Source organism: Collinsella aerofaciens (assembly GCF_020181355.1).
In the GTDB taxonomy this organism is placed as follows: Bacteria; Actinomycetota; Coriobacteriia; order Coriobacteriales; family Coriobacteriaceae; genus Collinsella.
In genome coordinates this window covers 946,115-967,570 of the sequence record NZ_CP084004.1, presented here as the reverse complement: position 1 = coordinate 967,570, position 21,456 = coordinate 946,115, and the positions used below count along the sequence as shown (strand labels likewise).

15 protein-coding genes and 1 pseudogene are annotated in these 21,456 nt (G+C 59.3%); 4 read left to right on the top strand and 12 right to left on the bottom strand.

The window, feature by feature from the left end:
* Positions 1-12 precede the first annotated feature (12 nt).
* Positions 13-3,552 (bottom strand): pyruvate:ferredoxin (flavodoxin) oxidoreductase, encoded by a 3,540-nt coding sequence (nifJ, locus tag LCQ44_RS04180; protein WP_117646394.1) that lies wholly within the window; start codon positions 3,550-3,552, stop codon positions 13-15.
* A 451-nt stretch (positions 3,553-4,003) separates the two neighbouring features.
* A complete protein-coding gene (locus tag LCQ44_RS04175) occupies positions 4,004-4,477 on the bottom strand; it encodes an FHA domain-containing protein (RefSeq protein ID WP_055285289.1) in 474 nt (157 codons plus the stop codon).
* A 499-nt stretch (positions 4,478-4,976) separates the two neighbouring features.
* Between LCQ44_RS04175 and LCQ44_RS04170 the strand changes: the two genes are divergently transcribed.
* Positions 4,977-6,353, top strand: coding sequence for a radical SAM/SPASM domain-containing protein (locus LCQ44_RS04170; RefSeq protein WP_117820989.1), 1,377 nt, complete (start codon positions 4,977-4,979; stop codon positions 6,351-6,353).
* Between the two features lie 169 nt (positions 6,354-6,522).
* Positions 6,523-6,726 carry a hypothetical protein gene (locus LCQ44_RS04165; protein ID WP_124785779.1) on the top strand — a complete coding sequence of 68 codons (204 nt, stop codon included), beginning with the start codon at positions 6,523-6,525 and terminating at the stop codon, positions 6,724-6,726.
* Positions 6,727-7,822: 1,096 nt separating this feature from the next.
* On the opposite strand, the gene LCQ44_RS04160 is transcribed toward LCQ44_RS04165, so the two are convergent.
* From LCQ44_RS04160 to LCQ44_RS04120, 9 genes and pseudogenes are all read right to left on the bottom strand, one after another.
* Complete coding sequence (locus LCQ44_RS04160; protein ID WP_158571040.1) at positions 7,823-8,443, bottom strand: ATP-binding cassette domain-containing protein; 621 nt, start codon at positions 8,441-8,443, stop codon at positions 7,823-7,825.
* Complete coding sequence (locus LCQ44_RS04155; protein ID WP_225094137.1) at positions 8,350-9,450, bottom strand: ABC transporter transmembrane domain-containing protein; 1,101 nt, start codon at positions 9,448-9,450, stop codon at positions 8,350-8,352. Before LCQ44_RS04155 ends, LCQ44_RS04160 begins: the two co-directional genes overlap by 94 nt.
* Positions 9,451-10,058: 608 nt before the next feature.
* Positions 10,059-10,415 (bottom strand): annotated as a pseudogene (locus LCQ44_RS10085) (methyltransferase); the annotation flags it as partial.
* A gap of 324 nt (positions 10,416-10,739) precedes the next feature.
* Positions 10,740-11,678, bottom strand: a complete 939-nt coding sequence (locus LCQ44_RS04145) for an FHA domain-containing protein (protein WP_118270928.1) — start codon at positions 11,676-11,678, stop codon at positions 10,740-10,742.
* 3 nt (positions 11,679-11,681) lie between these two features.
* Positions 11,682-13,526: a serine/threonine protein kinase gene (locus LCQ44_RS04140; protein WP_225094135.1), complete on the bottom strand. Its 1,845-nt coding sequence runs from the start codon at positions 13,524-13,526 to the stop codon at positions 11,682-11,684.
* Entirely contained in the window at positions 13,523-14,428 is a 906-nt protein-coding gene (locus tag LCQ44_RS04135) for a hypothetical protein (RefSeq protein ID WP_225094134.1), read from the bottom strand. Before LCQ44_RS04135 ends, LCQ44_RS04140 begins: the two co-directional genes overlap by 4 nt.
* Before the next feature lie 246 nt (positions 14,429-14,674).
* Entirely contained in the window at positions 14,675-15,271 is a 597-nt protein-coding gene (recR, locus tag LCQ44_RS04130; protein ID WP_006235173.1) for a recombination mediator RecR, read from the bottom strand.
* Between the two features lie 13 nt (positions 15,272-15,284).
* Positions 15,285-15,605 (bottom strand): YbaB/EbfC family nucleoid-associated protein, encoded by a 321-nt coding sequence (locus LCQ44_RS04125; RefSeq protein WP_006235174.1) that lies wholly within the window; start codon positions 15,603-15,605, stop codon positions 15,285-15,287.
* Between the two features lie 479 nt (positions 15,606-16,084).
* Positions 16,085-17,377 (bottom strand): IS30 family transposase, encoded by a 1,293-nt coding sequence (locus LCQ44_RS04120; RefSeq protein ID WP_225093224.1) that lies wholly within the window; start codon positions 17,375-17,377, stop codon positions 16,085-16,087.
* A gap of 166 nt (positions 17,378-17,543) precedes the next feature.
* Between LCQ44_RS04120 and LCQ44_RS04115 the strand changes: the two genes are divergently transcribed.
* Positions 17,544-18,068, top strand: coding sequence for a hypothetical protein (locus LCQ44_RS04115; RefSeq protein WP_225094133.1), 525 nt, complete (start codon positions 17,544-17,546; stop codon positions 18,066-18,068).
* Positions 18,069-18,089: 21 nt separating this feature from the next.
* Here LCQ44_RS04115 and dnaX read toward each other — a convergent pair whose 3' ends face one another.
* Positions 18,090-20,567, bottom strand: a complete 2,478-nt coding sequence (gene dnaX, locus LCQ44_RS04110; RefSeq protein ID WP_225094132.1) for a DNA polymerase III subunit gamma/tau — start codon at positions 20,565-20,567, stop codon at positions 18,090-18,092.
* A gap of 115 nt (positions 20,568-20,682) precedes the next feature.
* Between dnaX and LCQ44_RS04105 the strand changes: the two genes are divergently transcribed.
* Positions 20,683-21,399: a hypothetical protein gene (locus tag LCQ44_RS04105; RefSeq protein ID WP_225094131.1), complete on the top strand. Its 717-nt coding sequence runs from the start codon at positions 20,683-20,685 to the stop codon at positions 21,397-21,399.
* Positions 21,400-21,456: the final 57 nt, after the last annotated feature.

Sequence of the window (21,456 nt, the reverse complement as noted above, 5' to 3'; positions counted from 1 at the left end):
GCGGTGAGAGACTTAGGCCTCGTTGTACACCGTCTTGAGCTTCAGCAGGTGAGCGTAGCGGTCCATAGCGGCCTGCTCGTTCTCCTTGAAGAGCTCCTCGGCGCGCTCGGGGAAGGAACGCGTCAGCGAAGCGTAACGGGCCTCGTTCATCAGGAACTCCTGATAACCGCCCGCGGGCTCCTTGGAATCGAGCGAGAACTTCTTGCCGGCAGCAGCCTCGGGGTTGAAGCGGAAGAGGTTCCAGTAACCGCACTCGACAGCCTTCTTCATCTCGGCCTGGCAGTTCTGCATGCCGCCCTTCTTGATGGAGTGCATCTCGCAGGGGCTGTAGCCGATGATGAGGGACGGACCGTCGTAGGCCTCGGCCTCGTGGATGGCCTTGAGGGTCTGAGCCGGATTGGCGCCCATGGCGACCTGCGCCACGTAGACGTAGCCGTAGCTCATGGCAATCTCGGCCAGGGACTTCTTCTTGGTCACCTTACCGGCAGCGGCGAACTGAGCGACCTGGCCCAGGTTCGAGGCCTTGGAGGCCTGACCGCCGGTGTTGGAGTACACCTCGGTGTCGAAGACGAAGACGTTGACGTTGTGGCCGGAAGCCAGGACGTGATCCAGGCCACCGAAGCCGATGTCGTAGGCCCAACCGTCGCCGCCGAAGATCCAGAAGGACTTCTTGGTGAGGTAAGCCTTGTCGGCGAGGATTGCCTTGGAAGCGTCACAGCCACACTTCTCGAGCTCGGCAACGTAAGCAGCGGCAGCGGTCTTGGAGGCCTCGGCGTCGTTGACGGAGTCGATCCAAGCCTGGCCAGCGGCCTTGAGCTCATCGGACGGGCCATCGGCAGCGATGATGTCCTGGGTAGCGGCGATCAGCTTGTGCTGAACGGCCTCGTAGCCCACAGCCATGCCCAGACCGTGCTCGGCATTGTCCTCGAACAGGGAGTTGTTCCACGCCGGGCCGTGACCGTCCTTGTCCTTGCAGTAAGGAGCGGTGGCAGCGGGGTTGCCCCAAATGGAGGAGCAGCCGGTGGCGTTGGAGATGAACATGCGGTCGCCGGCGACCTGGGTCACTAGACGTGCATAGGCGGTCTCGGCACAGCCGGCGCAGGAGCCGGAGAACTCCAGGTAGGGCTGCTTAAACTGGCTGCCCTTGACGTTGGCCGCGATGAGCTCCTTCTTCTCGGAGACGTTCTCGACCATGTAGTCCCAAACGGGCTGCTGGTCCATCTCCTGCTCGGTGGGAACCATCTCGAGGGCACCCTTGGGGCAGACCTTGACGCAGTTGGTGCAGCCCATGCAGTCGAGCGGGGACACGGCCATGGTGAACTTCATGCCCTTGGCCTTGGGGCCCATGGCGTCGAGCGTGCGGGTAGCCTCGGGCGCGGCGGCGGCCTCGTCCTCGGTCATCGCGAACGGACGGATGGTGGCATGCGGGCACACGTAGGCGCACTGGTTGCACTGGATGCACTTGGTCTCGTCCCAGTGGGGAACGACCACGGCGACGCCGCGCTTCTCGTATGCGGAGGCGCCCAGCTCAAACTGGCCGTCGGCGCAATCGACGAAGGCGGAAACAGGCAGGCTGTCGCCGTCCATGCGATCGATGGGCTCGAGCAGGTTCTTGACCTGCTGGGCGATAGCGGACTTGGTCTCCTCGGAGAGCTCGACGGGAGCGGCATCCTCGGCGGTAGCCCAGTCGGCCGGAACCTCGAACTTACGGAAGGCGGTAGCGCCGGCATCGATGGCCTTGTGGTTGGCGTCGACGATAGCCTGGCCCTTCTTCATGTAGGACTTGGTAGCCGCGTCCTTCATGTACTGCAGGGCATCCTCGGCGGGCAGGACCTTGGCCAGCGCGAAGAAGGCGGACTGGAGCACCGTGTTGGTGCGCTTGCCCATGCCGACCTTAGCGGCCAGGTCGATAGCGTCGATCAGGTAGACGTTGACGTTGTTGTTCGCGATGTAGCGCTTGGCCACGGCGGGCATGTGCTCGGCGAACTCCTCGTCGCTCCACTGGCAGTTGACCAGGAAGGTGCCGCCCGGCTTGACGTCGCGGACCATCTTGAAGCCCTTAACGATGTAGCTGGGGTTATGGCAGGCGACAAAGTCGGCCTTGGTCACGTAGTACGGCGAGCGAATCGGGGAATCACCAAAGCGCAGGTGCGAGACGGTGACGCCGCCGGTCTTCTTGGAGTCGTACTGGAAGTAGGCCTGGACGTACTTGTCGGTGTGGTCGCCGATGATCTTGATCGAGTTCTTGTTGGCGCCGACGGTACCGTCGCCACCCAGACCCCAGAACTTGCACTCGATGGTGCCGGGGGCTGCGGTGTTGGGCGCATCCTCGGCCTCGGGCAGGCTCAGGTTGGTCACGTCATCGACAATGCCGATGGTGAACTCGCGCTTGGGCTCGTCCTTCTTGAGCTCCTCGAAGACAGCGAACGCGGACGCGGGAGGCGTGTCCTTGCTGCCCAGGCCATAGCGGCCGCCGACGACCTTGATGCCCGTCTTGCCGGCCTCGTAGAGAGCGGAGACGACGTCCTGGTAGAGCGGCTCGCCGATGGAACCCGGCTCCTTGGTACGGTCCATGACGGCGATCTTCTGGACGGTCTCGGGGAGAACGTCGACAAAGTGCTTGATGGAGAACGGACGGAACAGGCGAACCTTGACCAGGCCGACCTTCTCGCCGTGAGCGTTGAGGTAGTCGATGACTTCCTCGAGCACGTCGCAGAAGGAGCCCATGCACACGACGACGCGGTCGGCATCGGGAGCGCCGTAGTAGTTGAACAGGCCGTAATCGGTGCCGAGCTTCTCGTTGATCTTCTTCATGTAGCCCTCGACGACGGCGGGAAGCTCGTCGTAGACCTTGTTGCAGGCCTCGCGGTTCTGGAAGAAGATATCGCCGTTCTCGTGGCTACCGCGGGTATGCGGGTGCTCAGGGTTGAGCGCGTGATCGCGGAAAGCCTGGACGGCGTCCATGTCGCACATCTCGGCCAGATCCTTGTAGTCCCACATGGCGACCTTCTGGATCTCGTGGCTGGTGCGGAAGCCGTCGAAGAAGTTAAGGAACGGGGTCTTGCCCTCGATGGCGGCAAGGTGAGCCACCGGCGAGAGGTCCATGACCTCCTGGACGTTGCCCTCGGCGAGCATGGCGAAACCGGTCTGGCGGCAGGCCATGACGTCGGAGTGATCACCAAAGATGTTCAGGGCGTGCGAAGCGACGCAACGCGCGGAGACGTGGAAGACGCCCGGGAGCTGCTCGCCCGCGATCTTGTACATGTTCGGGATCATCAGGAGCAGGCCCTGGGAAGCCGTGTAGGTGGTGGTCAGAGCACCGGCGCCCAGCGAACCGTGAACGGTACCGGCTGCACCTGCCTCGGACTCCATCTCGACGACCTTGACCGGGGTGCCGAAGATGTTCTTGCGACCCTGGGCCGCCCACTGGTCGACATGGTCGGCCATCGGGCTGGACGGCGTAATGGGATAAATTCCCGCTACCTCGGTGTACGCATACGAAACATATGCGGCCGCCTCGTTGCCGTCCATAGACTTAAACTTACGCGCCATATACCCCTCTCCTCTCATATAGGTATACAGGCCCCGGCGATCGCCGGGATGTTGGCGTGATGGGATTTTCGCTGTTGCTTCCAATCATCTGGCAGGCGGACTCAGCAGCAGGTACATGGCGTGGAGAGAAGGCATGCCGAGGCGAGGAGGGCTGCACGCGCTCCACAAGCCCAGCTACCCGTCTTGCACATGACCGAGCGCCGCAAAGGCCGCATGTCGGATGCTCCCGGGCACGCCCCGGCGATGGGAAGCGCCCGCAACGGAAATCCGCATGCGGGTTTATTGTACCCCGCCGTTAAGTGTAATTTCGACAAATATAGGCGGGCGGTAAAGGTTTACCTCGGGTGACCGCCAAAGGCCAGAATGGTCCCTCCATCCCCGGACGACTGGCTCTGACGCGCCAAGGAGTGTCCCCAAGTACCGGCAGGAAAGGAACGTCCCTAACTGCCGGCTAGAGGGCGCCGAGCAGGATGGCGTAGGTGGTGGATTCGCCGAGTTTGAGCTCGTCGCCGGGGTTGAGCTGGGCGGAGCGGCCGGGCTCTACTTGAATACACACACTCGTGGCCCCGTTTACCACCACGGTGCCGTTAGTGGACGACAGGTCCTCGACAAACCATGCGCCAGACTCGTCGCACCAGATATGGGCATGGCGGGCCGAGACGTCGTCGGTGATGCCGCCCTCCCCCGTTGCCAGCGCGCCGATCTCAACGCCTTCCTCACTCGGCTGAATCCAGCGCGGGACGCTCACCACGTAGCCGTTTTGCACGCACAGCAGTCCCAGCGGATGCGCCGGCGCGACCTCGTGCTCGCCCGCGACCGAAGATGTGCTCAGCGAGCGCGGCGTCGACGTGTCGCCGCCACGGGTCGCATGAGCGCGGCGGCTCGCCCGACTTGGAACTAAGGCGGGCGTGAGAGCAAACGGCATAGGGAACGAATCTTGCGGATGTACTCCTCGACGTCAGGCAGGTAAGCCCCACGAAGTCACCGGGGAGGCCCAAGCGGCCCGGCACCACTTCCAGATTCTGACCAGGGCGAGTCGTTCGCCGGTGGCTGAAGGCTCGCTCCCACCCAAAAGGGGAGATTCGCGTTGTTCCCCAATCGCTCTCGCATCTTTCATTTTGCTCGAGGTGGGCTATAAAAACTTTCCTGGTGAAAGGCGGCGATTGGTTTCCTTTCTTTCTAGAGGAGCGCGCCTGTAATCTGTTTTCATCCTAAATCAAGTTAAGATCGGACCTTCCAGAGGCAAGTCGACTCAAACTGCGAGGCTCCATGTTGGAATAAAGAGCGCTGTCGAAGTGCCAACAACACAAAGCTTGCCAGTCTCAAATAGAACCTTTTGGGAGTCCGATTGGGCCGCACACCGAATCCCCGCTGGTGGTTTTTTATAGCTGCGCAACAATAAACAAGGTTAGTGCCAGTCCAGCATGAAATTGAGGAACGTATGCATTTTTTTCTCAGTAAGTGATCGTCGTTACTGCTTCGATGAGGTCACTCGCAATTGCTTTCAGGTTGACCAAGCATCAGAAGATGCGCTTCGCATATTTGAAGCATCGGGAAGAACGGTCAACTCGAAGTTGCTAACAAAGTCACTTGCTGCGAAAGGCTACGACCAAACGACCATAGCAGAACTTGAAGACGACATTGATGAGTATCAACGATTGTCTGAGCGGACTTTCTTAACAAAAGACACGCCTCGAAAACTTAGATCCATCGAACTCCACGTTTCACATGCATGCAACCTTGGTTGTAGTTACTGTTTTGCCGGTAAAGGAGATTATGGAACGTCTCCTCTGCTGATGACAGACGAGATAGCCTTCAAGGCGGTCGACTACCTCGTCGCAAGTTCATCGGAAAACGAAACGCTTGCGATCGTCTTTTTTGGTGGGGAACCCATGATTAACGAGCCGCTGATATGGAAAACGGTCGACTATTCAAAAAGAATATACCCCAATAGAAACTTTACCTATTCTATTACGACCAACGGAACGCTTTTGAATGACACTGCTGTGAATTCTTTCAAGGAGCACGGGTTTTCTGTTCTGATTAGTCTCGATGGTACAGGATGCAAGCACGATGCATCGCGCCCGTACAAGACGGGAGGCGGCTCTTTCTCCGATATCGACAAAAACGTTCGTCGTTTTTCCGAGTCGTTCCCCTTCGGCGCAAGAGCGACCTTAACAAATAATAACTGTAACCTTGTTGAAGACTATCTTCAGTTTAAAGAGATGGGCTTCAGAAGGATTTACTTCTCGCCCGTGAGCTCATTCGATGAGAATATCAAACTCGACGAACACTCATTAAACAAAATCAGGGCGGGCCTAATAGATTTGGCGGATCAATATCTCAAACAGATTGATCAAGGGGAAAAGCCCTTGTTTAGAACATTGAAAACTGCAGTTGATTTGATTATGAGCAACAGGATCGCCTTTGTCGGATGCGGGGCTGGCAGGCGTTTTATTTCCGTGACTCCCGAAGGGGACGTATACCCCTGTCACAGGTTTGTCGGGATGATGCGATTCAAAATGGGCAACATCGTCACCGGAATTGACGAAACTAGGTATATTGAAAACTGGAGTCAGGGTGTCGAAAAAAGAATTGACTGTACGGACTGTTGGGCTCGGTCTTTCTGTGGTGGGGGCTGTAGCTGGGAGGCTGCAGACGAGCACGGCTACTTGCCCAAGAGTCTACACCCTGCATCATGTGAATATAGAAAAATGTGCTACGAGATGGCTTTTGACCTTATTTCCCGCCACTCATCTTCGCAGGAGAAAAATCAACGAGAAGCTACTGTATCGGAATAAGCGGTTCAGCGCATTGCTGTCACCATTGTGGAGGTGTTCGTTCTTCTGATTACCGTCTGCGAAGCTTATTGCTACGTTCGCCGAAACCATTCTAGAAATATGGTGAACTAGACATCTTGGTTTGTTATACACAATATTGAGGTTTTTCTGCACTCAAAGGGAGGTAGTCGTGAAGCATATTCATCCGATTAATCCAGGAAGTGGCGACGAGGCAGGCGTGAAGCCGATGTCTTTTGACTGCCTCTTGGGCATTACTGACATCTGTACTGTTTATGATAAAGCAGATGGCTGTGGTGCATACGATTACTGCGACTATGACATGGATGGCGGCAGCATCTGCGTTGTAGATCACTGTGGCATTGATCAAACGTAGTCTCTAATTGGATTAAGGTGAGGAGCTGTTATGAAGCATATCCATCCTGTTGGTTCAAATGAACATCCTCCCGTTGAGCCTTGTTGTCTTGGAGTTGATATATGCAATTTTTACGACATCGCCGAGTGCCCTGTTGCGGATTGGTGCTATGTCGATAAAGAATCAAGCTGTGTTTTGCCAGCAGATTGGTGCGATCCAGTTGACGAGTAGTTTTGTGGCTAGGAACTATTTGGTCCAATTCAGAATAAGATGGGAACAAATACCAAAATCTCGTGTCTGGGAGGAGTTATGCCATTATTGCAAGGTCTCGTTGGATTAGCCTTTATATTTGCGTTATATCTGGCACCTTTTTTAATTCTATTCTTCATTATCCGACTCTTTCTTCGGAGAAAATAGGAGTGTCACGCAAACATTAGCGTAGCTTTCTTCCAATATGAGCCGAGCATTGGCAAGTGGAATAAGAAGCCCGACCGTTCGCCACATGAAAGTGATCGGACGGGCTTCTCTATTTAACCCGGGCCGCCACCCATAGCGGCTTTCCAAGCGTATTCTCAGTGCAAAGCAATCGTCAGTTTAATCCTATGCGCTGATACCGCATTTCATTTGTTCGGCTCGAATTCTACGGCCTGGCAACCCTCGCACTCTCCGGCAAATGGATTGAACGCGAAGGCAGAGATGATGTGTGCGTGGACATCGAGGCTGCTGTAGGCAACATACTGGGACATGGACCCCCGCTGCGCGTGGTATGCGGCCCGGCATATTCATTGCCGTCCAACCCCGTGTAGTTGCAGCAAAGGGTGGAACCTCAATGCTCAGCTCATGTTGTCCGTGGGACACGAGAATCGTAAGTACACTTTGGTGCGATTCTCACGCTGACACTGAGCCACCTGGAATAAGATACGTCGCGACAACACTTCGCTTCACCTCTGTCTCGACAAGATGACGTAGACTAAAGTTTCCTTTAGTAAGAGAACGAGAACTATATCTGAAAGCGTTGCGATGGCGTGAAGGCACCGAGTCCGAACCGCCTGAATGCTACGTGCATCTGCATCGCCTTTTTGTTATCTCTGCCAGTTGGGTAGCACTACACTTGTCATCATTTACCCTGGTACATGCTGCCTAAATCCACTACCCCTTCTACCGCGCCGACCATCTCGTCATCGTGAGAGACAACGATGATCAGCTGGCTTTGCTTGTTGCGCTTAACATAGGCCGCAAGCTCGGCGCGGCTTACAGCGTCTAACCCAGTCGTGGGCTCGTCGAGTACCAAAACTGACGACTTGCGTGAAATCGCCGACCATAAGTACACTCGGCGCAGCTCACCGCCCGAAAGCGCGGAGCAACGTTTCCCGAGCAACTCCTTCACGCTGTTTTCCAGCGAAAGTAGGCCATCTACACCCCGGTGATAGGAAGAAAAGGGCGTGTCGAAATACTCTAACAGCTCTTTCACCGTTTCGTCCGGCGCGAAGCACGACTGTGGGCAGCACGATATCTCTCTCGCACGTATGTAATCCAGGTCGCATTCTTCGATTGGCACGCCGTTGTATTTTACTTTGCCTTTCGATGAGTATAGCCCGAGCATCAAGTAAAGAAGTGACGTCTTGCCTCTTCCGTTTTCCCCAACTATGCAATATGTACCAGGACCGGAAAACTTGAAAGAAAACCCGCCGAGGACCTCTCGGACAGATCCGTCTGGAAGGGCAACCGAGAATTCCAATCAGATACCGAAATGTCATTTATTTCATCGAGTTTAGCTAAATCGGTCCGATTCCACCCCGATCTCTCCTTTTCTCTCGTCGCGATAGCCGTCCTATCCCATGATGCTTTGGCATCTTGATAGGATTTGAACAATGACATCATACTTTTCAAAGTCTTAAAGAGAACCGCGAAGTATGTACCGATGATAGTGTACTCGCCTATTGACATAGTTCCGTTAATGATTCGTACTCCGGAAACAACAAGTATCACCGCTTGAAACAACGCTGCGAAAAGACCATCGAGCGATGTCAGAGAATATGATAGCTTTCCGGAGCGCAAAACTTTGGGAAAATAGCTCTTAAACCCAGCGTCGAGCGCTTGTTCGCTCTTGCCGTACGAAGATGTCAGTTGAATGTTGAGAATCTGATTAAGCTGCGATGCAATTGCGGCGTAAAAGGCGCTGTCCGCCTCTTTCTTCTCATACGTGACCCTATACAAAAGTTTCCTCAACCCAGTAATTACACAGAAATACACGATGAGGAGAATGATGGAAAACACCGCGAGAGTTGAATCAATTGACCATATGATAAGCAATACGATGGGAATGGCTACAATGGACAGCGGCGCACTGATAAAATTCGCCAAAACGAAGGATGAGACCACGCTGGAGTCGGAAATAATCCGTTGCGTTGTATAGGCTGGATCGATGGTCCGACTCACCAAGTAATCGTCTCTTTCAAAACGCAAGACGGCCTCCCTGAGAAGATCAAAGGAAAGTCTCGTGGTTATGCGAATGGAAAGTGTTCCTGCAAAATAAGTAAAGAGGGTGGAGAAAACTCCTATTGACGCAACCAGGAGCGCGAAGAGTACGGCGTCTCTTTCGCTGCGGTTACCGAGAAGAAAATCTAAGAATTTCCCGTTCACGTATGGCATGGCATAGGAGAGAGCGGTTCCAATCACCGTGATAGCAATGAAGACGAAAGCCCCTTTTGCTCTGATGAACCTCGAGAGAACGCATCGAATCAAGGAAGGCCCCAATCTACCCGCCACAAAACATCAATCACTGATACCTTACACCTCAACACAACAGGAGCGAAGATTTGCCAATGAGACTGCTTTAAGATTGCCTTGGGCCAATACGATCTCAAGCTCTTCCTACAAGAGAGTCGGAATCGGACATCTCCTCCGACGAACCTGGCAATCGGGCGGTTGAAATATCTTTTTCAACCGCCCGATTGCCACAATAGATTTGAGCATCCGCCCACAAACGTCCGCGTTTTATACCCATCAAATCCTTTGCCTTTTGTCGTCTAGACTAGAAAAATCGCTCGAAATAACGCAACCGGCCTGCTCGCTTGAAGAAACCTAAGCCCGTAACGTAGATGTGCAAACTTCCGAAACGCCTTGCGCGGCATAGTGCGTATAAACTTCGTCAACCGCCTCAGAAATATCTGAGTATCGCGCCGGGTCAAAAGCATACGATGTCGCAGCTATACCCTGCACCCATTCGGAACGCGGATTAATTGAATAGCCACACAGCATCATCATACATGCATCTAGACCTGATTTCCCAAGTATCCGACGTATTGATGAGAGCATCGCGGGTCGCCCCTGCACCATCGTCGTCACCCCTATTAGCAGTATTTACCGTTTTTCTCTAAATGCGTATCGCCACCCTTAAGAATACGAAGTGTTTTATCCAGACCCGATTGTCCCCCATCCCCAACGAAGGGACAAGGAATCTCATCCGGAATCGGCAGTAACGGAGGATTCACAACGACAAGCGAAAAACATGAGTCATCTCTCAGAGGGGAGTAAAGGCTCCCCTCAAGCACCCTAGTTTCGTCATCCAAAGAGTTGATGGCAGTGTTTTTCTTACAAAGGTCGACAACAAAAGGGTTGATTTCTACAGATGTTACATCCATGCCACAGTTGGTAAGTATCAGGCCCTGTATTCTGGGGCCAGAACACAAATCGAGAGCCTTCCGTGCGCTCTGCGGTGTAAGGCGCCAATCTCAGCAAATCTGTCCCACAATACTGCGCTGAAGAACAAGACGGAACCCCTGAGCCAAACTCCCCTATACCTTATTAAGGCTAAGACAGGCAAGTTCACGCACCCGGCATATTCCAGAATAACATCCTATTGTTTTAGATGCTCTACAAGCATGAACAGCCGCGAATCGGAAAGATCTTCTAGTTTCGCCCCGACTGACTGCCAAGGGCCAAAATGGCCCCTCCATCCCTGGGCGACCGGCTCTGGTGCGCCAAGGAGTGTCCCCAAGTGCCGGCAGAAAAGGAACGTCCCTATCTGCCGGCTAGAGGGCACCGAAGAGGATGGCGTAGGTAGTGGATTCGCCGAGCTTGAGCTCGTCGCCGGGATTGAGTTGGGCGGAACGGCCGGGCTCGACCTGAATGCAGACGCGCGTGGCCCCGTTTACCACCACGGTTCCGTTGGTGGACGACAAGTCCTCGACGTGCCAGATATTTTGAGCATCGCACCAGATATGGGCATGGCGGGCCGAGACATCGTCGCCGACGTCGGTAATATCGCCCTCACCAGTGGCCAGCGCGCCAATCTCAACACCCTGCTCACTCGGCTGAATCCAGCGCGGGGCGCTCACGACAAAACTGTTTTGCACGCGCAGCAAGCCCAAGGGGTGCGCCGGGGCGGGTTCGCGTTCGCCCGCAGTCAGCGACATGCCAAGCGAACGCGGCGTGGATGTGCCTCCGCCACAGGTCGCGTGCGCGTAGTCGATGGCATAGTTCACCGAGGACCGCACATCCGCCGAACAACCGACGGCGACAAACAGCACCAGCACGGCCTCGGCGCGCTCGGCGGGCATGAGTTCCGCCGCCTGGGACAGGCGATCGAGCGCGTTGCGATAGAGATTCGTGTCCTGGTGGCACTCTTCGAGCGCGCGTACCATCGGTTCACCTGCAGGACCGCACACCATATTGATCACAGCCGTGGAGTCCATGGGATTGCGCTGGCGCAGGGCCAGTTGCGACATAATACGCGCAGCCGAGGTACCGTATTCGGCAAAGTAGCGCTGCTGAAGCGTGCCGACCGGCGCGCGAACGATAAAGCGGGAAACCCAAGAGCGATCGGCGGCTCGGCTCTGCGGGCTGCGGCCGTCGGCGAGCGGACGGGACGAAAGCACCAAGCCGCACAGCTCGATATGGCTCAGATGCGCCGCGCGCTTAAAGATGTCAAACATGGCCCCGCATGGGGTGAGCTCAACTTGAGATGCCATGACCTAGGCCTCCTTGGTCGTAGAAATAGAATCGGACGATACTTCGACAGGTCCGCCAAAAGTACGGGCAGCTGCGGCTCCACCGGCAAGCGGAGTCGCCATCTGGGCTTTTGTGCGTCGTGGTGCCGAAACGGGAAGTTCAAAGGCAAAGCCCATCGCAAGCAAAAACCACGTAAGCGTATAGGTTGCAACCAGAGCGGCAACAAGGCCGCCCATCACGGCGCGTTGGGAAAATACGCTACATGCAGCCACAACCAGCACCGGAACCTCGCAGGCAGAAAGCGCAAGCACACCCTGCAGGAACCCCGAGCGCCGATTGCGCGCAAGTGCCCCCGCGGTAACGCCGGCTATGCCTGGCAGCGCCAACGCCAGTGCGGCAATAATACTCGGTAGCGACCCAGACCACACGAGCGATCCCAAAGTCGCCGTCACGCGGGCGCCCGACGCCAGCAGCGCGGCCGAAACCACGACCACAGCCCAAACCACGCCACAGACGACCGTCGCGCCGACCATCAGCGCGCGACGAACCGCGCGGCCAGACGCATCCATGGGGCACGGCGTGAGCGGCTCGCCGCGAAGCGAACGACCGACATTTTGCGCATAGTGGTCACAAAACGCCGAGAGCGCCGCCTCGACCGCCGCCGGCTCGGGACGATCTTTTTGATGACTGGACAGACAGGCCATCACCACGTCGAACAGCTGGGCATCGACAAACGCCAGCGCATCGCGTAGCTCTTCGGAATCCGGCTCAAGCCCCAGCTGCTGGGCCTGCTCGGCCGCGGCGAGCGCCACATCGGGCTCACGACGAAGCAGCTGAGTCAAATCACAACCGGGCGCATGGGCACCAATGGGATAGTCGGGCCGTGTGTCCGTCTTGAGACGGTAGGGGCTGGCAATGTCGCGCGTCTTTTTGCGCGAACCCGAGGTGCCCGAAGTGCTCGGCGCGGCTTCGTATGGCACGACGCCGGCAATGAGCTCGTAAACCGTGCTTGCCGCGGCATAGACGTCAATCGCCGGCGACATACGCAAAGCGCGCAGGTCGGGAATATCGTCGGTGAGCATCTCGGGCGGGGCATAGGCAACCGTCGCGCGACGCAGCGTGGCATAACGCTCCGTAAACGACGCCTTGCCGCCGGTACCGGCCACGGCCGACGCAGGCTCAAGCGCCAGCGACGAGCCAAAGTCGATCAGGCACAGGTCAAAGGTGCCCTCGGCAAGCTGTCGGTCAAGCGGCAGGCGCGCCGTACGCACCATAATATTAGCGGGCGAGATATCGCGATGGACAAAGCCCTCGCCCACCAGGCTCATACGGCAGAGCAGATCGAACAGGTCGCGACCCAGACGCGCCGCCACAAGCGGCGATAGGCGTCCGGCATCGTCCACGGCGAGTCGCGAGCGCAAGCGGGCGAGCGTCTCGCCCTCGACCCATTCCATGACAATTGCAGGCACACCGTCAACCTCGCCCCAGCCATAGAGGCGGGGAAAGCCCTTAAGGCCCGAAAGGGCGCGATGGCATTCATATTCCTCGCGAAATGCCGCTTTGAACTTGGCGACCAGCGACTCATGGGCGGCATCGTCGTCAAACTCATCGCGCGTCGGCAAGATGAGCTGTTTGAGTGCTACGTCCTCGCCTTGGGCGTTGACAGCACGCGTCACGCGGCCGATACCGCCACGGCGCATGGTGGCATCGTCGGCAAACAGCATCGTAAAACGACGCAGATAGGTAGGCAGTTCGTCCTGACCGAGCGCAATGGCCGGCTCAAACCCGTCGACACGCGCCAGGCGCAGGCCGACCATGGGATCGCGACCGAGCGATTGTGGTGTGGTAGATGCAAGATCGGTCATCATAGGGCAAGCGCCGCCACGTTATTGTTGAAGTTACCGAGCGCGACGTCATCATCGCCGTAATGGCCGACCCATTGACATAGGTTGGTGCAACAGCCCCACAGATTGGCATACTGCTGATACCACTTTGACCGGGGCGAGAATGTCTGACGACCGAACTCGGCTCGAATGACAAACATCTCCCCGACCAGGCTGTCACACGGCCTGGGATCTCCCGTAGAGTTATAGGTCGAGACCACGTCATTGGCACGAGAAACATAGCCGTCGAGCATGTTGTACTTGGTCACAAGCCAGCTGTGAATGCTCTCTTCTTCAGCAGCGGAAAGGCCACCGGAGTTTGCATCGTTGTCAGTGTTGCCGCCCGTCGAACCGCCGTTTCCAGACCCTCCGGTAGAGGAACCCGACCCAGAGCCGCCGCCCGAACTCGACGAATCCGAGCCGGAGCCAGAAGTATCCGAGCTACCGGGCTTTCCGGACTGCTGGGCGTCCTGCTCCTTCTGCTGCTCGACCTTATTCACCGTTGCCGCCACGCTATTGTTGGACAACCGATCGATGATCTTGGTGTTGGTGAGCACGATGGTTTTGCCATTGGCAAGCGTGACTTCGTTGTCCGGGGCCTCGGCGCCGTCCGCATCGTCGGTGCCAAACACAATATGCCCGACCACACTTGCCCAAGCATATCCAGTCGTGGTGCCCAGATCGCTTTTGACCTCATGCCCCACGCGCGGTTCGCGTGCGGCATGCGCCTGCATCATGGACGGCACGGTCATGCCATAGGCAGAAACGCCAGCTATGACCAGCACCAGCGAGCACGATAGCAGTGCGTACGCCCGCGGCGCCAAGCCCAGTCGGCGTCGTATGCGCACCGCGGCGCCGCGCTTTGTCTGAGTGCCACCGGGCCGCATGCGTTCTCCTCCAACAAAAACACGCCGCTCGGGAGCGGCGCATTCATTCGAATCCATATTTGAGTGTATCAGCGAACCCAAAAGGTTGCGCAACGAATGAGCAAATTAAGGATGCGAGCGGAAGCATCCATGCGATAAGCGGATACGAAGCATCTTTGTTGCACAACAAACTCACAGTCGCACGGGGAAATTATGACTACCCCGTGCGACTGTGAGGAAAACATACGGCAGGAGCAGGCTCGCCACCTAAATCGCGCGACGGGCCTCGATGGCGCGGCCAAGCGTAAGCTCGTCGGCATACTCCAAGTCGCCGCCCACGGGAAGGCCGCTTGCCAGACGCGACACCTCGACGCCCAACGGCTTGATGGTACGGGCCAGATAGCTCGCCGTGGTCTCGCCCTCAATATTGGGGTTGGTGGCGATGATGACCTCGTGGATGTCCTCGTGGCCCAAGCGTGCCAGCAGCTCTCGAATGTGCAGCTGCTCGGGGCCAATCTTGTCCATGGGACTGATCACGCCGCCCAATACGTGGTAGAGGCCGTGGTAGCTGCCCGTGCGCTCGATCGCCTGGACATCGCGCGGCTCGCCCACCACGCAAATGCGAGTGGTATCGCGCATCGGGTCCTGGCAGATGGAGCACTCGTCGGCCGTGGCGTAGTTAAAGCAGCGGCTGCAAAAGTGGACCTCCTGCTTGACCTCCAGGATGGCCTCGGCCAGGCGGCGCGCCTCCTCGGCGTCGGCCTCCAACAGGTAATAGGCGATGCGCTGGGCCGACTTGGGACCAATGCCCGGCAGACGGCCCAGCTCATCGAGCAGTTTTTGCAGACTGTGGTTGGCACTCATATATATGCGTGTCTTAGAACGGCATGCCCGGGATGTTGAGGCCGCCGGTGATGGCGCCCATCTGCTTGTTGGCGAGCTCGTTGACGCCGCGGACGGCCTCGTTGACGGCAGCCATGATCATATCCTGCAGCATATCGACGTCCTCGGGATCGAGCGCATCGGGATCGATGGTGAGGTTGACGAGCTCCATCTCGCCGTTAACGGTCACCTTGACCATGCCGCCGCCGGCAGAGGCGTCGACGGTCTGGGACTTGAGGTTCTCCTGCGCGGCGGCAAGCTGCTCCTGCATCTTGCGAGCCTGCTTCATCATCTGCTGCATGTTCATACCGGCCATGATGGCTCCTTTACGTGCGGCCGCACGCCGAGCTGCAAGGGCAGCCGGAGCACGGCAGGACTTTCAAACTCAAAAATCGTACCACGGCGCGAGGCGAGAGAGCGGGGCGGACGTGTTACCTCAGTCGATATACATGTCCTCCAATACAAACCGCACTCAAAGATTATGCAAGGTCGAATTATGCAAGGTTGCATAATATCGCACACTCAATCTAGTAGAGCCGAATCCGGCATTTCATGTGCGCCACTAAATGGTTGATTTCCGATCTCAGCCGAACACATTGAGCAAATAGGCCATTCCCGCAGTTAGCTGAACGCCCCCGCGGCCCCTCCTGGGGTCCGGGGGCGCCGTTTTCCCAGTTGAAGGAACGGTGGAGATGTGTTTCGATGGGTCCGGTGGCCATGCTCCGCCCTCCGCCCGGCACCTCTTCCCAGACTCAGCCGGACGGCCGGTCCGTCTATTCCGTTTTTTCCTTCAGGCTAGGACAGCGGGGCATCGCCCCTCTCTGCGCGCGCCCGCCCTATCAGTCCCGGCGTCAGGTCGAGCTCGCCGAGCGGCACGTCCTCCACGCCGTAGGCGTCCAGCAGCGCCGCCGCGTCGTCCCCGAGCATCGCCCTGAAGGCGCGGGCGGGCGTCGTGAAGCCGAGCGCGCCGCGGGGCTCGGAGTTCACGTGCGACATGGCCAGCGCCAGGTCGGCCGGGGAGAGCCGGTCGAACCTGATTCCGGCGCCCTTGGGCAGCAGCTTCCTTATCTCGACGTGGTTGCGCTCGCAGGCGCCCTTCTGGTCGCTTCGCCCGGGGTCGCAGTAGAACAGCCTCGTCTCGCCCGGCCCCTCGCCGAGCAGCGCCGCGATCGCCGCCTCGTCGGAGAACTCGGCGCCGTTGTCGGTGAGCACGGCGCGGAAGACCCTGCCCATGCCGTCGGCGCCGAGGACCTCCCTGATATCGCCCAGGGCGTCCGCGACGCACCCGGCGGTCTTCTCCTCCAGCGGCAGCGCGAGCTGGAGCCTGCTGGGGCGGTGCAGCAGCGTGAGCAGGCAGGCGGAGTCCTCCCGCGCGCCCTCGACCGTGTCCATCTCCCAGGCCGCGGCGCACGCGTCCTCCCCGAGGGCGAGGAACGCGGCATGCGACCTGCGGGCGGAGTGGCGCGTGGCCGCCCGGCCGGCGGCGCTCTTCCTCGGCCTGTAGCCGACCTTGCGCCTGAGCTCCATGTTGGTCATGCCGTCGTAGCCCGCCGAGACCCAGCGGTAGATGGTCGACGGCGACAGGTCCACCGGGCCGCCGTTGCGCGCCGCCATCTGCTCGGGCGAGAGCCCCCGGCGCAGGCAGTCCCTTATCGCCTCCAGCCTGGCCGCCGCGGCGGGCTCGTCGGCGTCTATCCCGCGCCTGGACGAGACGAGGACCGAGTCGGCGCACAGCTGCGCGGCCCGGGCCTCGTAGAAGACGTGGGGGCGGCGCTTGCAGCCGATCGCGCGGTACCGGCCGCAGCCGTTGCAGCATCGCGGCCACGCGGCCAGGCGCGGGCAGGCCGCCGACAGGTCGGCGGAGGCGTCCACGCGCTCGCCGCGCCTGGACTTCGGCGCCGTCACGAACCTGTGCGACGCCACCTCGGCGCTCACCGTCGAGGGCGACCTGCCCAGCTCCCTCGCGATCTCCCTGCACGAGGCCCCGCGCTCCAGCATCCTCTGGACCGTGTCCCGCTCGTGCCTCGTGAGCCTTCCGTAGGCCCTCGGGACCGCCCTCGCGGAGCCCCTATTCTTCTTTCCGGACATGCCGTCCTCCGATCTCCCGGGGCCGGCCGGTCCGGCCCTCAGGGTATCGGGTTCCCACATTCATCCGCACATGTGCGGATGAATGTGGGAAGTGTTCGGATGAAGTTGATAATCAAGGTGCGCCACTAAATAGCTAAATGCCGAACCGCTGCTCGAGGCGGCGCACATGGCGGCAGGGTATAATTTGATTGCCATAGATAGTAATTTGGAGGTGCCCCATGAATGCCCCAACGCGCTCCAAAACATCCGCTCAAAACACCCCGTTGCATATGTGGTTCTCTATCTCTTTGTCGGCTGGGCATTGCTGGTTGTCATCACCCATGCCATAGCTTTTGGAGCAGAACTGCTGATAGCCAGCTCGGACCAGCCCGTCGTCAAATGGGAGACGACCGATGAGTGCACCGACGGAACCCGAACCGTCTACTACAACAGCCCGTCCCTCTATCAAGAGTTCAAGGTCAAGATAAAGGACTTCAAGATTGTCGATGCCGAGCTAGGCGTTTATTTGGCAATCGGAGCAACCATTAACGCCGAGCAAGTCGAGTACACGGACAGCCATGCGACGTATCGTATCGACCTCAGCATCCTAGGCCGACCGTCACGCACCTGTCTGCTCAAATGCGACATACGCGGCACCACACTACACATGTCCGAAATACAGATGCGCCCGGACAAGGGGTCCTCTTCTTGAGCAGTATACCCGCCTGCGCAGCTACTCCACCGGCTTGAAGATGGTGGCCTGGCCAAAGACGCTGCGGATGAGGGCCTTGGCCTCGTCCTCGGTCTGCGGGATGCTCGGGGCTGCGCCCTGATGGCCGAAGGGGCTGCCAGCACCGGGATTGGATTCCCAGGGAGCGGCGGGGACGTCGTCGTTTGCAGAGGCTGCGGGTGCCACAGCAGCGGCCTTGGTCGCGGACGCCGCACCCGGCACGTCGAACGGGGGCAGATCGTCCCCGCCGGCATCGGCAGCAAAACCACCGACCATAGCATCGTCGTAGGGCACCTGCTCGGATTCCCATGGCGCAGCCTGCGCAGGCGGCTGAGCCATGGGGACGGACGCGCGCTCGGGCGCTCGGGGCGCGGGCTCGGTCGGGAGCTTGCCCGTGGCAGGAGCACCGGCAGGGTTGTCGGAGCGCAGCCAAGGGGCCTTGGCCAGGTCGGATGACTTGGGCGCAGGCGCGGCAGCGGACTTGGGCGCGGGGATCGGAGCAGCCGGTTTGGGCGCAGCGGGTTCAGGCGCCGACGGGGTCGGTGCCGCTACCGGCGCCGCTTTTGGCTGCGTCGCGCTGGCGCTCGAGGATGCAGGGGGCACCGAGGACACGGGTTGCGGGTCCGCAGATACCGCAGCCCGTGCAGATGGAGAATGCTCCTCATGTTGAGGAGCCGGCGTGCCACCCCCATCCAGGACATAGTCGACGGTACGACGACCGAAGACCGCGCAGACCGTCGGCAGGACCACCGACTGCGTATCGGCGCGACCGAGCATCTTGATGGCAAAAGTCGAACCCGCGGGGAACGAGACCGTGAGCTTGGAGCCGTCGTCGGCCGTGGCGCGGGCGTTGAGCAAAAGCCCTGCGTAGGAGGCCTGACGAGCCTTGACGCGCTCGACGACCTCGGCCCATTTGCGCTGGAGCTCGCCGGCGTCCTCAACCGCGGGGGTCTCGGCAGCACCGGCGGCGACAACCTGGGCGGCGTTGTTGGGCTTGGACACCGACACGGTCGATGCAGCAGGCGCGGAAGCCGGAGCCGCAACGGGCTGAGGTGCAGGCGTTACAGGTCTGGGCGCCGGCGCAGGAGCCGCGGACTTGGTCGCAGGCTGGGCAGCCGGAACAGCAGCGCCGCGGTCCCAAGGCATACCGCCCTGGCGCGCGGACGTAGCAGCGGGGGCAGCGGATGCCGCCGGAGCGGCAGCACGAGCGCCCGAAATGAGCGTCGGCTGTTGGGCAGCAGCGGGTACGGATGCTGCAGGCGCGGCGGCCTGAGCAGCAGCCACGCTCGCCGGCACGGCGCCGTTGGCAATCATGGCCTCCAGGCGTGCCACGCGCTCGGCCAATGCCTCAATCGTTAAATCGGCCTCGGGACGCGCCAGACGCGTGCAGGCAATCTCGAGCACCAGGCGCACGTCGCTCGCGCCCCTCATCTCCAGTGCGGCATCGTCGAGCACCGTCAGCACGCGGGCCAGGCGGTCGGCAGGATGCTCGCCAAAGGCAGCGGCCTCGGCAGCAAGCGCCTCGGCCTGCTCGGAGCCGCCCTCAAACAGCTCGGCACGGGCACCGGCAACGCAGGCAACATACACGTCGCGCACATGCGCCACCAAGTCACGCGTCAGCTCAAGCAGGTCATTGCCCTCCTCGACCTGTGCGCGAATGAGCCCATACAGCTCGGCGACATCGCGATCAGCAATGGCGCGCGCAAACTCGCCTAGAATCTGGTCCGAAACTTCGCCCAAAAGCGAACGGGCATCGTCCGCATGCACGGCGCCGTTGCCAAAAACGCTCAGCTGCTCCAGCGTGGAGAGCGCGTCGCGCATGCCGCCCTTGGCATGGCGCGCCACGATAGCCAGCGCCTCGTCGTCGTAATCGAAGCCCTCCTGCTCGCACACGTATGCCAGGCGGCGCTCGATATCCTCGTTGCCGATGCGATGGAAATCGAAGCGCTGGCAGCGTGAGAGGATGGTCTCCAGAATCTTTTGCGGGTCGGTGGTGCACAGCACAAAGATCACGTGCGCCGGCGGCTCCTCGAGCGTCTTGAGCAGCGCGTTAAACGCCGCCGTCGTGAGCATGTGGACCTCGTCGATGATATAGATCTTGTACTTGCCACGCACCGGGGCAAAGTTGACGGAGTTGATGATTTCCTCGCGCACGTTGTCTACGCCGGTACGGCTTGCGGCATCGAGCTCGTAGACATCGGGGTGGTTGCCCTCGGCGATGAGCTCGCATTCCTCACAGGTGCCGTCGGGCATGCAGCCGCTCGCACCCTCGGCGCGCGCCGCCTCGGCATTGCGACAGAGCAGCGCCTTGGCAAGAATACGCGCCATGGTGGTCTTGCCCGTGCCGCGCGGTCCGCAGAACAGGTACGCATGGGACAGGCGCCCCTCGGTGATGGCGTGCTCGAGCGTCGAGACGATATGCTGCTGGCCCACCACGGAGTCGAAGGTGAGCGGGCGATACTTTCGGTACAACGATTCCATGGGTGCTCCCCCGGGTATACTGAGTCTTGTTGCCGCGGCGGCCATGCGGTCGCACGGCATACTGCATCCATAATAACCCGTACGGCGAGCCCGCCGCGATAGGAGTCCAAAGAGCATGGCAGACGCAGAGAGCAACCTCGTTCCCTCCGAAGCAGCCGACCAGGTCGAGGTCGCGCTCGAGGAGCAGGCCGCAGCCGACGACGGCATTCTGTACCTCAACGAGTACCAGTACGAAAACGACCTCGTCACCGACTTTGCGCGCCTGGTCGCCTCGCCCAGGCGTCGCGGCTCGCTGTATGTCGCCGCGGCAATTGCCGCGCTCATCGGCATCGGCATGCTGGTGGCCGGCGGCAACTGGATCAAGTTCGGCGTCGTCCTAATCGTATTCGGCGCCTTTTTGGCCTGGTGGAGCAAAAATCTGCACCATACGCTCGCGCGCGACTTTATCGAAGCCGTCGAGGCAGACGAGTCCATGGGCGGCCGCTACCGCCGCGTCGCCGCCAACGAGGACGGCCTGATGGTCTGGGGCAAGAGCGGCAAGTCGCAGTTCTTCCCGTTTGAGAAGCTCGACCATGTACTCGACGGCGAGCGCATCTTTGTGGCCATGTTCGCCGACCAGGGCGTGACGATCCCTAAGGACACCTTTGTGCGTGGTGATGCCGAGCAGTTTGGCTCCTTCCTCAAGACGCGCATCAACAAAAAGCTGCGCATCGAGACCAAACGCAAGAAGATGAAGGCCGAAAAGGCCGCTGCCAAGGCCAAGCAGGAAAGCGAGCCTAAGAATGCAAAGGCCAAACAGCGCAAGCAGAAGAAGAACAAGAAGAAGCGCTAAGGCCAAGTCAGATAGGCCACCTCGCCCCGCTACCTTCACCATGCACCCGAGCGTGCT

Bases quoted from the DNA above. Each gene is read 5' to 3' on its own strand.
- nifJ (WP_117646394.1), bottom strand. From the start codon at position 3,552: ATGGCGCGTAAGTTTAAGTCTATGGACGGCAACGAGGCGGCCGCATAT.
- recR (WP_006235173.1), bottom strand. From the start codon at position 15,271: ATGAGTGCCAACCACAGTCTGCAAAAACTGCTCGATGAGCTGGGCCGT.
- LCQ44_RS04135 (WP_225094134.1), bottom strand. From the start codon at position 14,428: ATGCGGCCCGGTGGCACTCAGACAAAGCGCGGCGCCGCGGTGCGCATA.
- LCQ44_RS04170 (WP_117820989.1), top strand. From the start codon at position 4,977: ATGAAATTGAGGAACGTATGCATTTTTTTCTCAGTAAGTGATCGTCGT.
- LCQ44_RS04175 (WP_055285289.1), bottom strand. From the start codon at position 4,477: ATGCCGTTTGCTCTCACGCCCGCCTTAGTTCCAAGTCGGGCGAGCCGC.
- LCQ44_RS04120 (WP_225093224.1), bottom strand. From the start codon at position 17,377: ATGTCCGGAAAGAAGAATAGGGGCTCCGCGAGGGCGGTCCCGAGGGCC.
- LCQ44_RS04115 (WP_225094133.1), top strand. From the start codon at position 17,544: ATGGCGGCAGGGTATAATTTGATTGCCATAGATAGTAATTTGGAGGTG.
- dnaX (WP_225094132.1), bottom strand. From the start codon at position 20,567: ATGGAATCGTTGTACCGAAAGTATCGCCCGCTCACCTTCGACTCCGTG.
- LCQ44_RS04140 (WP_225094135.1), bottom strand. From the start codon at position 13,526: ATGATGACCGATCTTGCATCTACCACACCACAATCGCTCGGTCGCGAT.
- LCQ44_RS04105 (WP_225094131.1), top strand. From the start codon at position 20,683: ATGGCAGACGCAGAGAGCAACCTCGTTCCCTCCGAAGCAGCCGACCAG.
- LCQ44_RS04145 (WP_118270928.1), bottom strand. From the start codon at position 11,678: ATGGCATCTCAAGTTGAGCTCACCCCATGCGGGGCCATGTTTGACATC.
- LCQ44_RS04125 (WP_006235174.1), bottom strand. From the start codon at position 15,605: ATGGCCGGTATGAACATGCAGCAGATGATGAAGCAGGCTCGCAAGATG.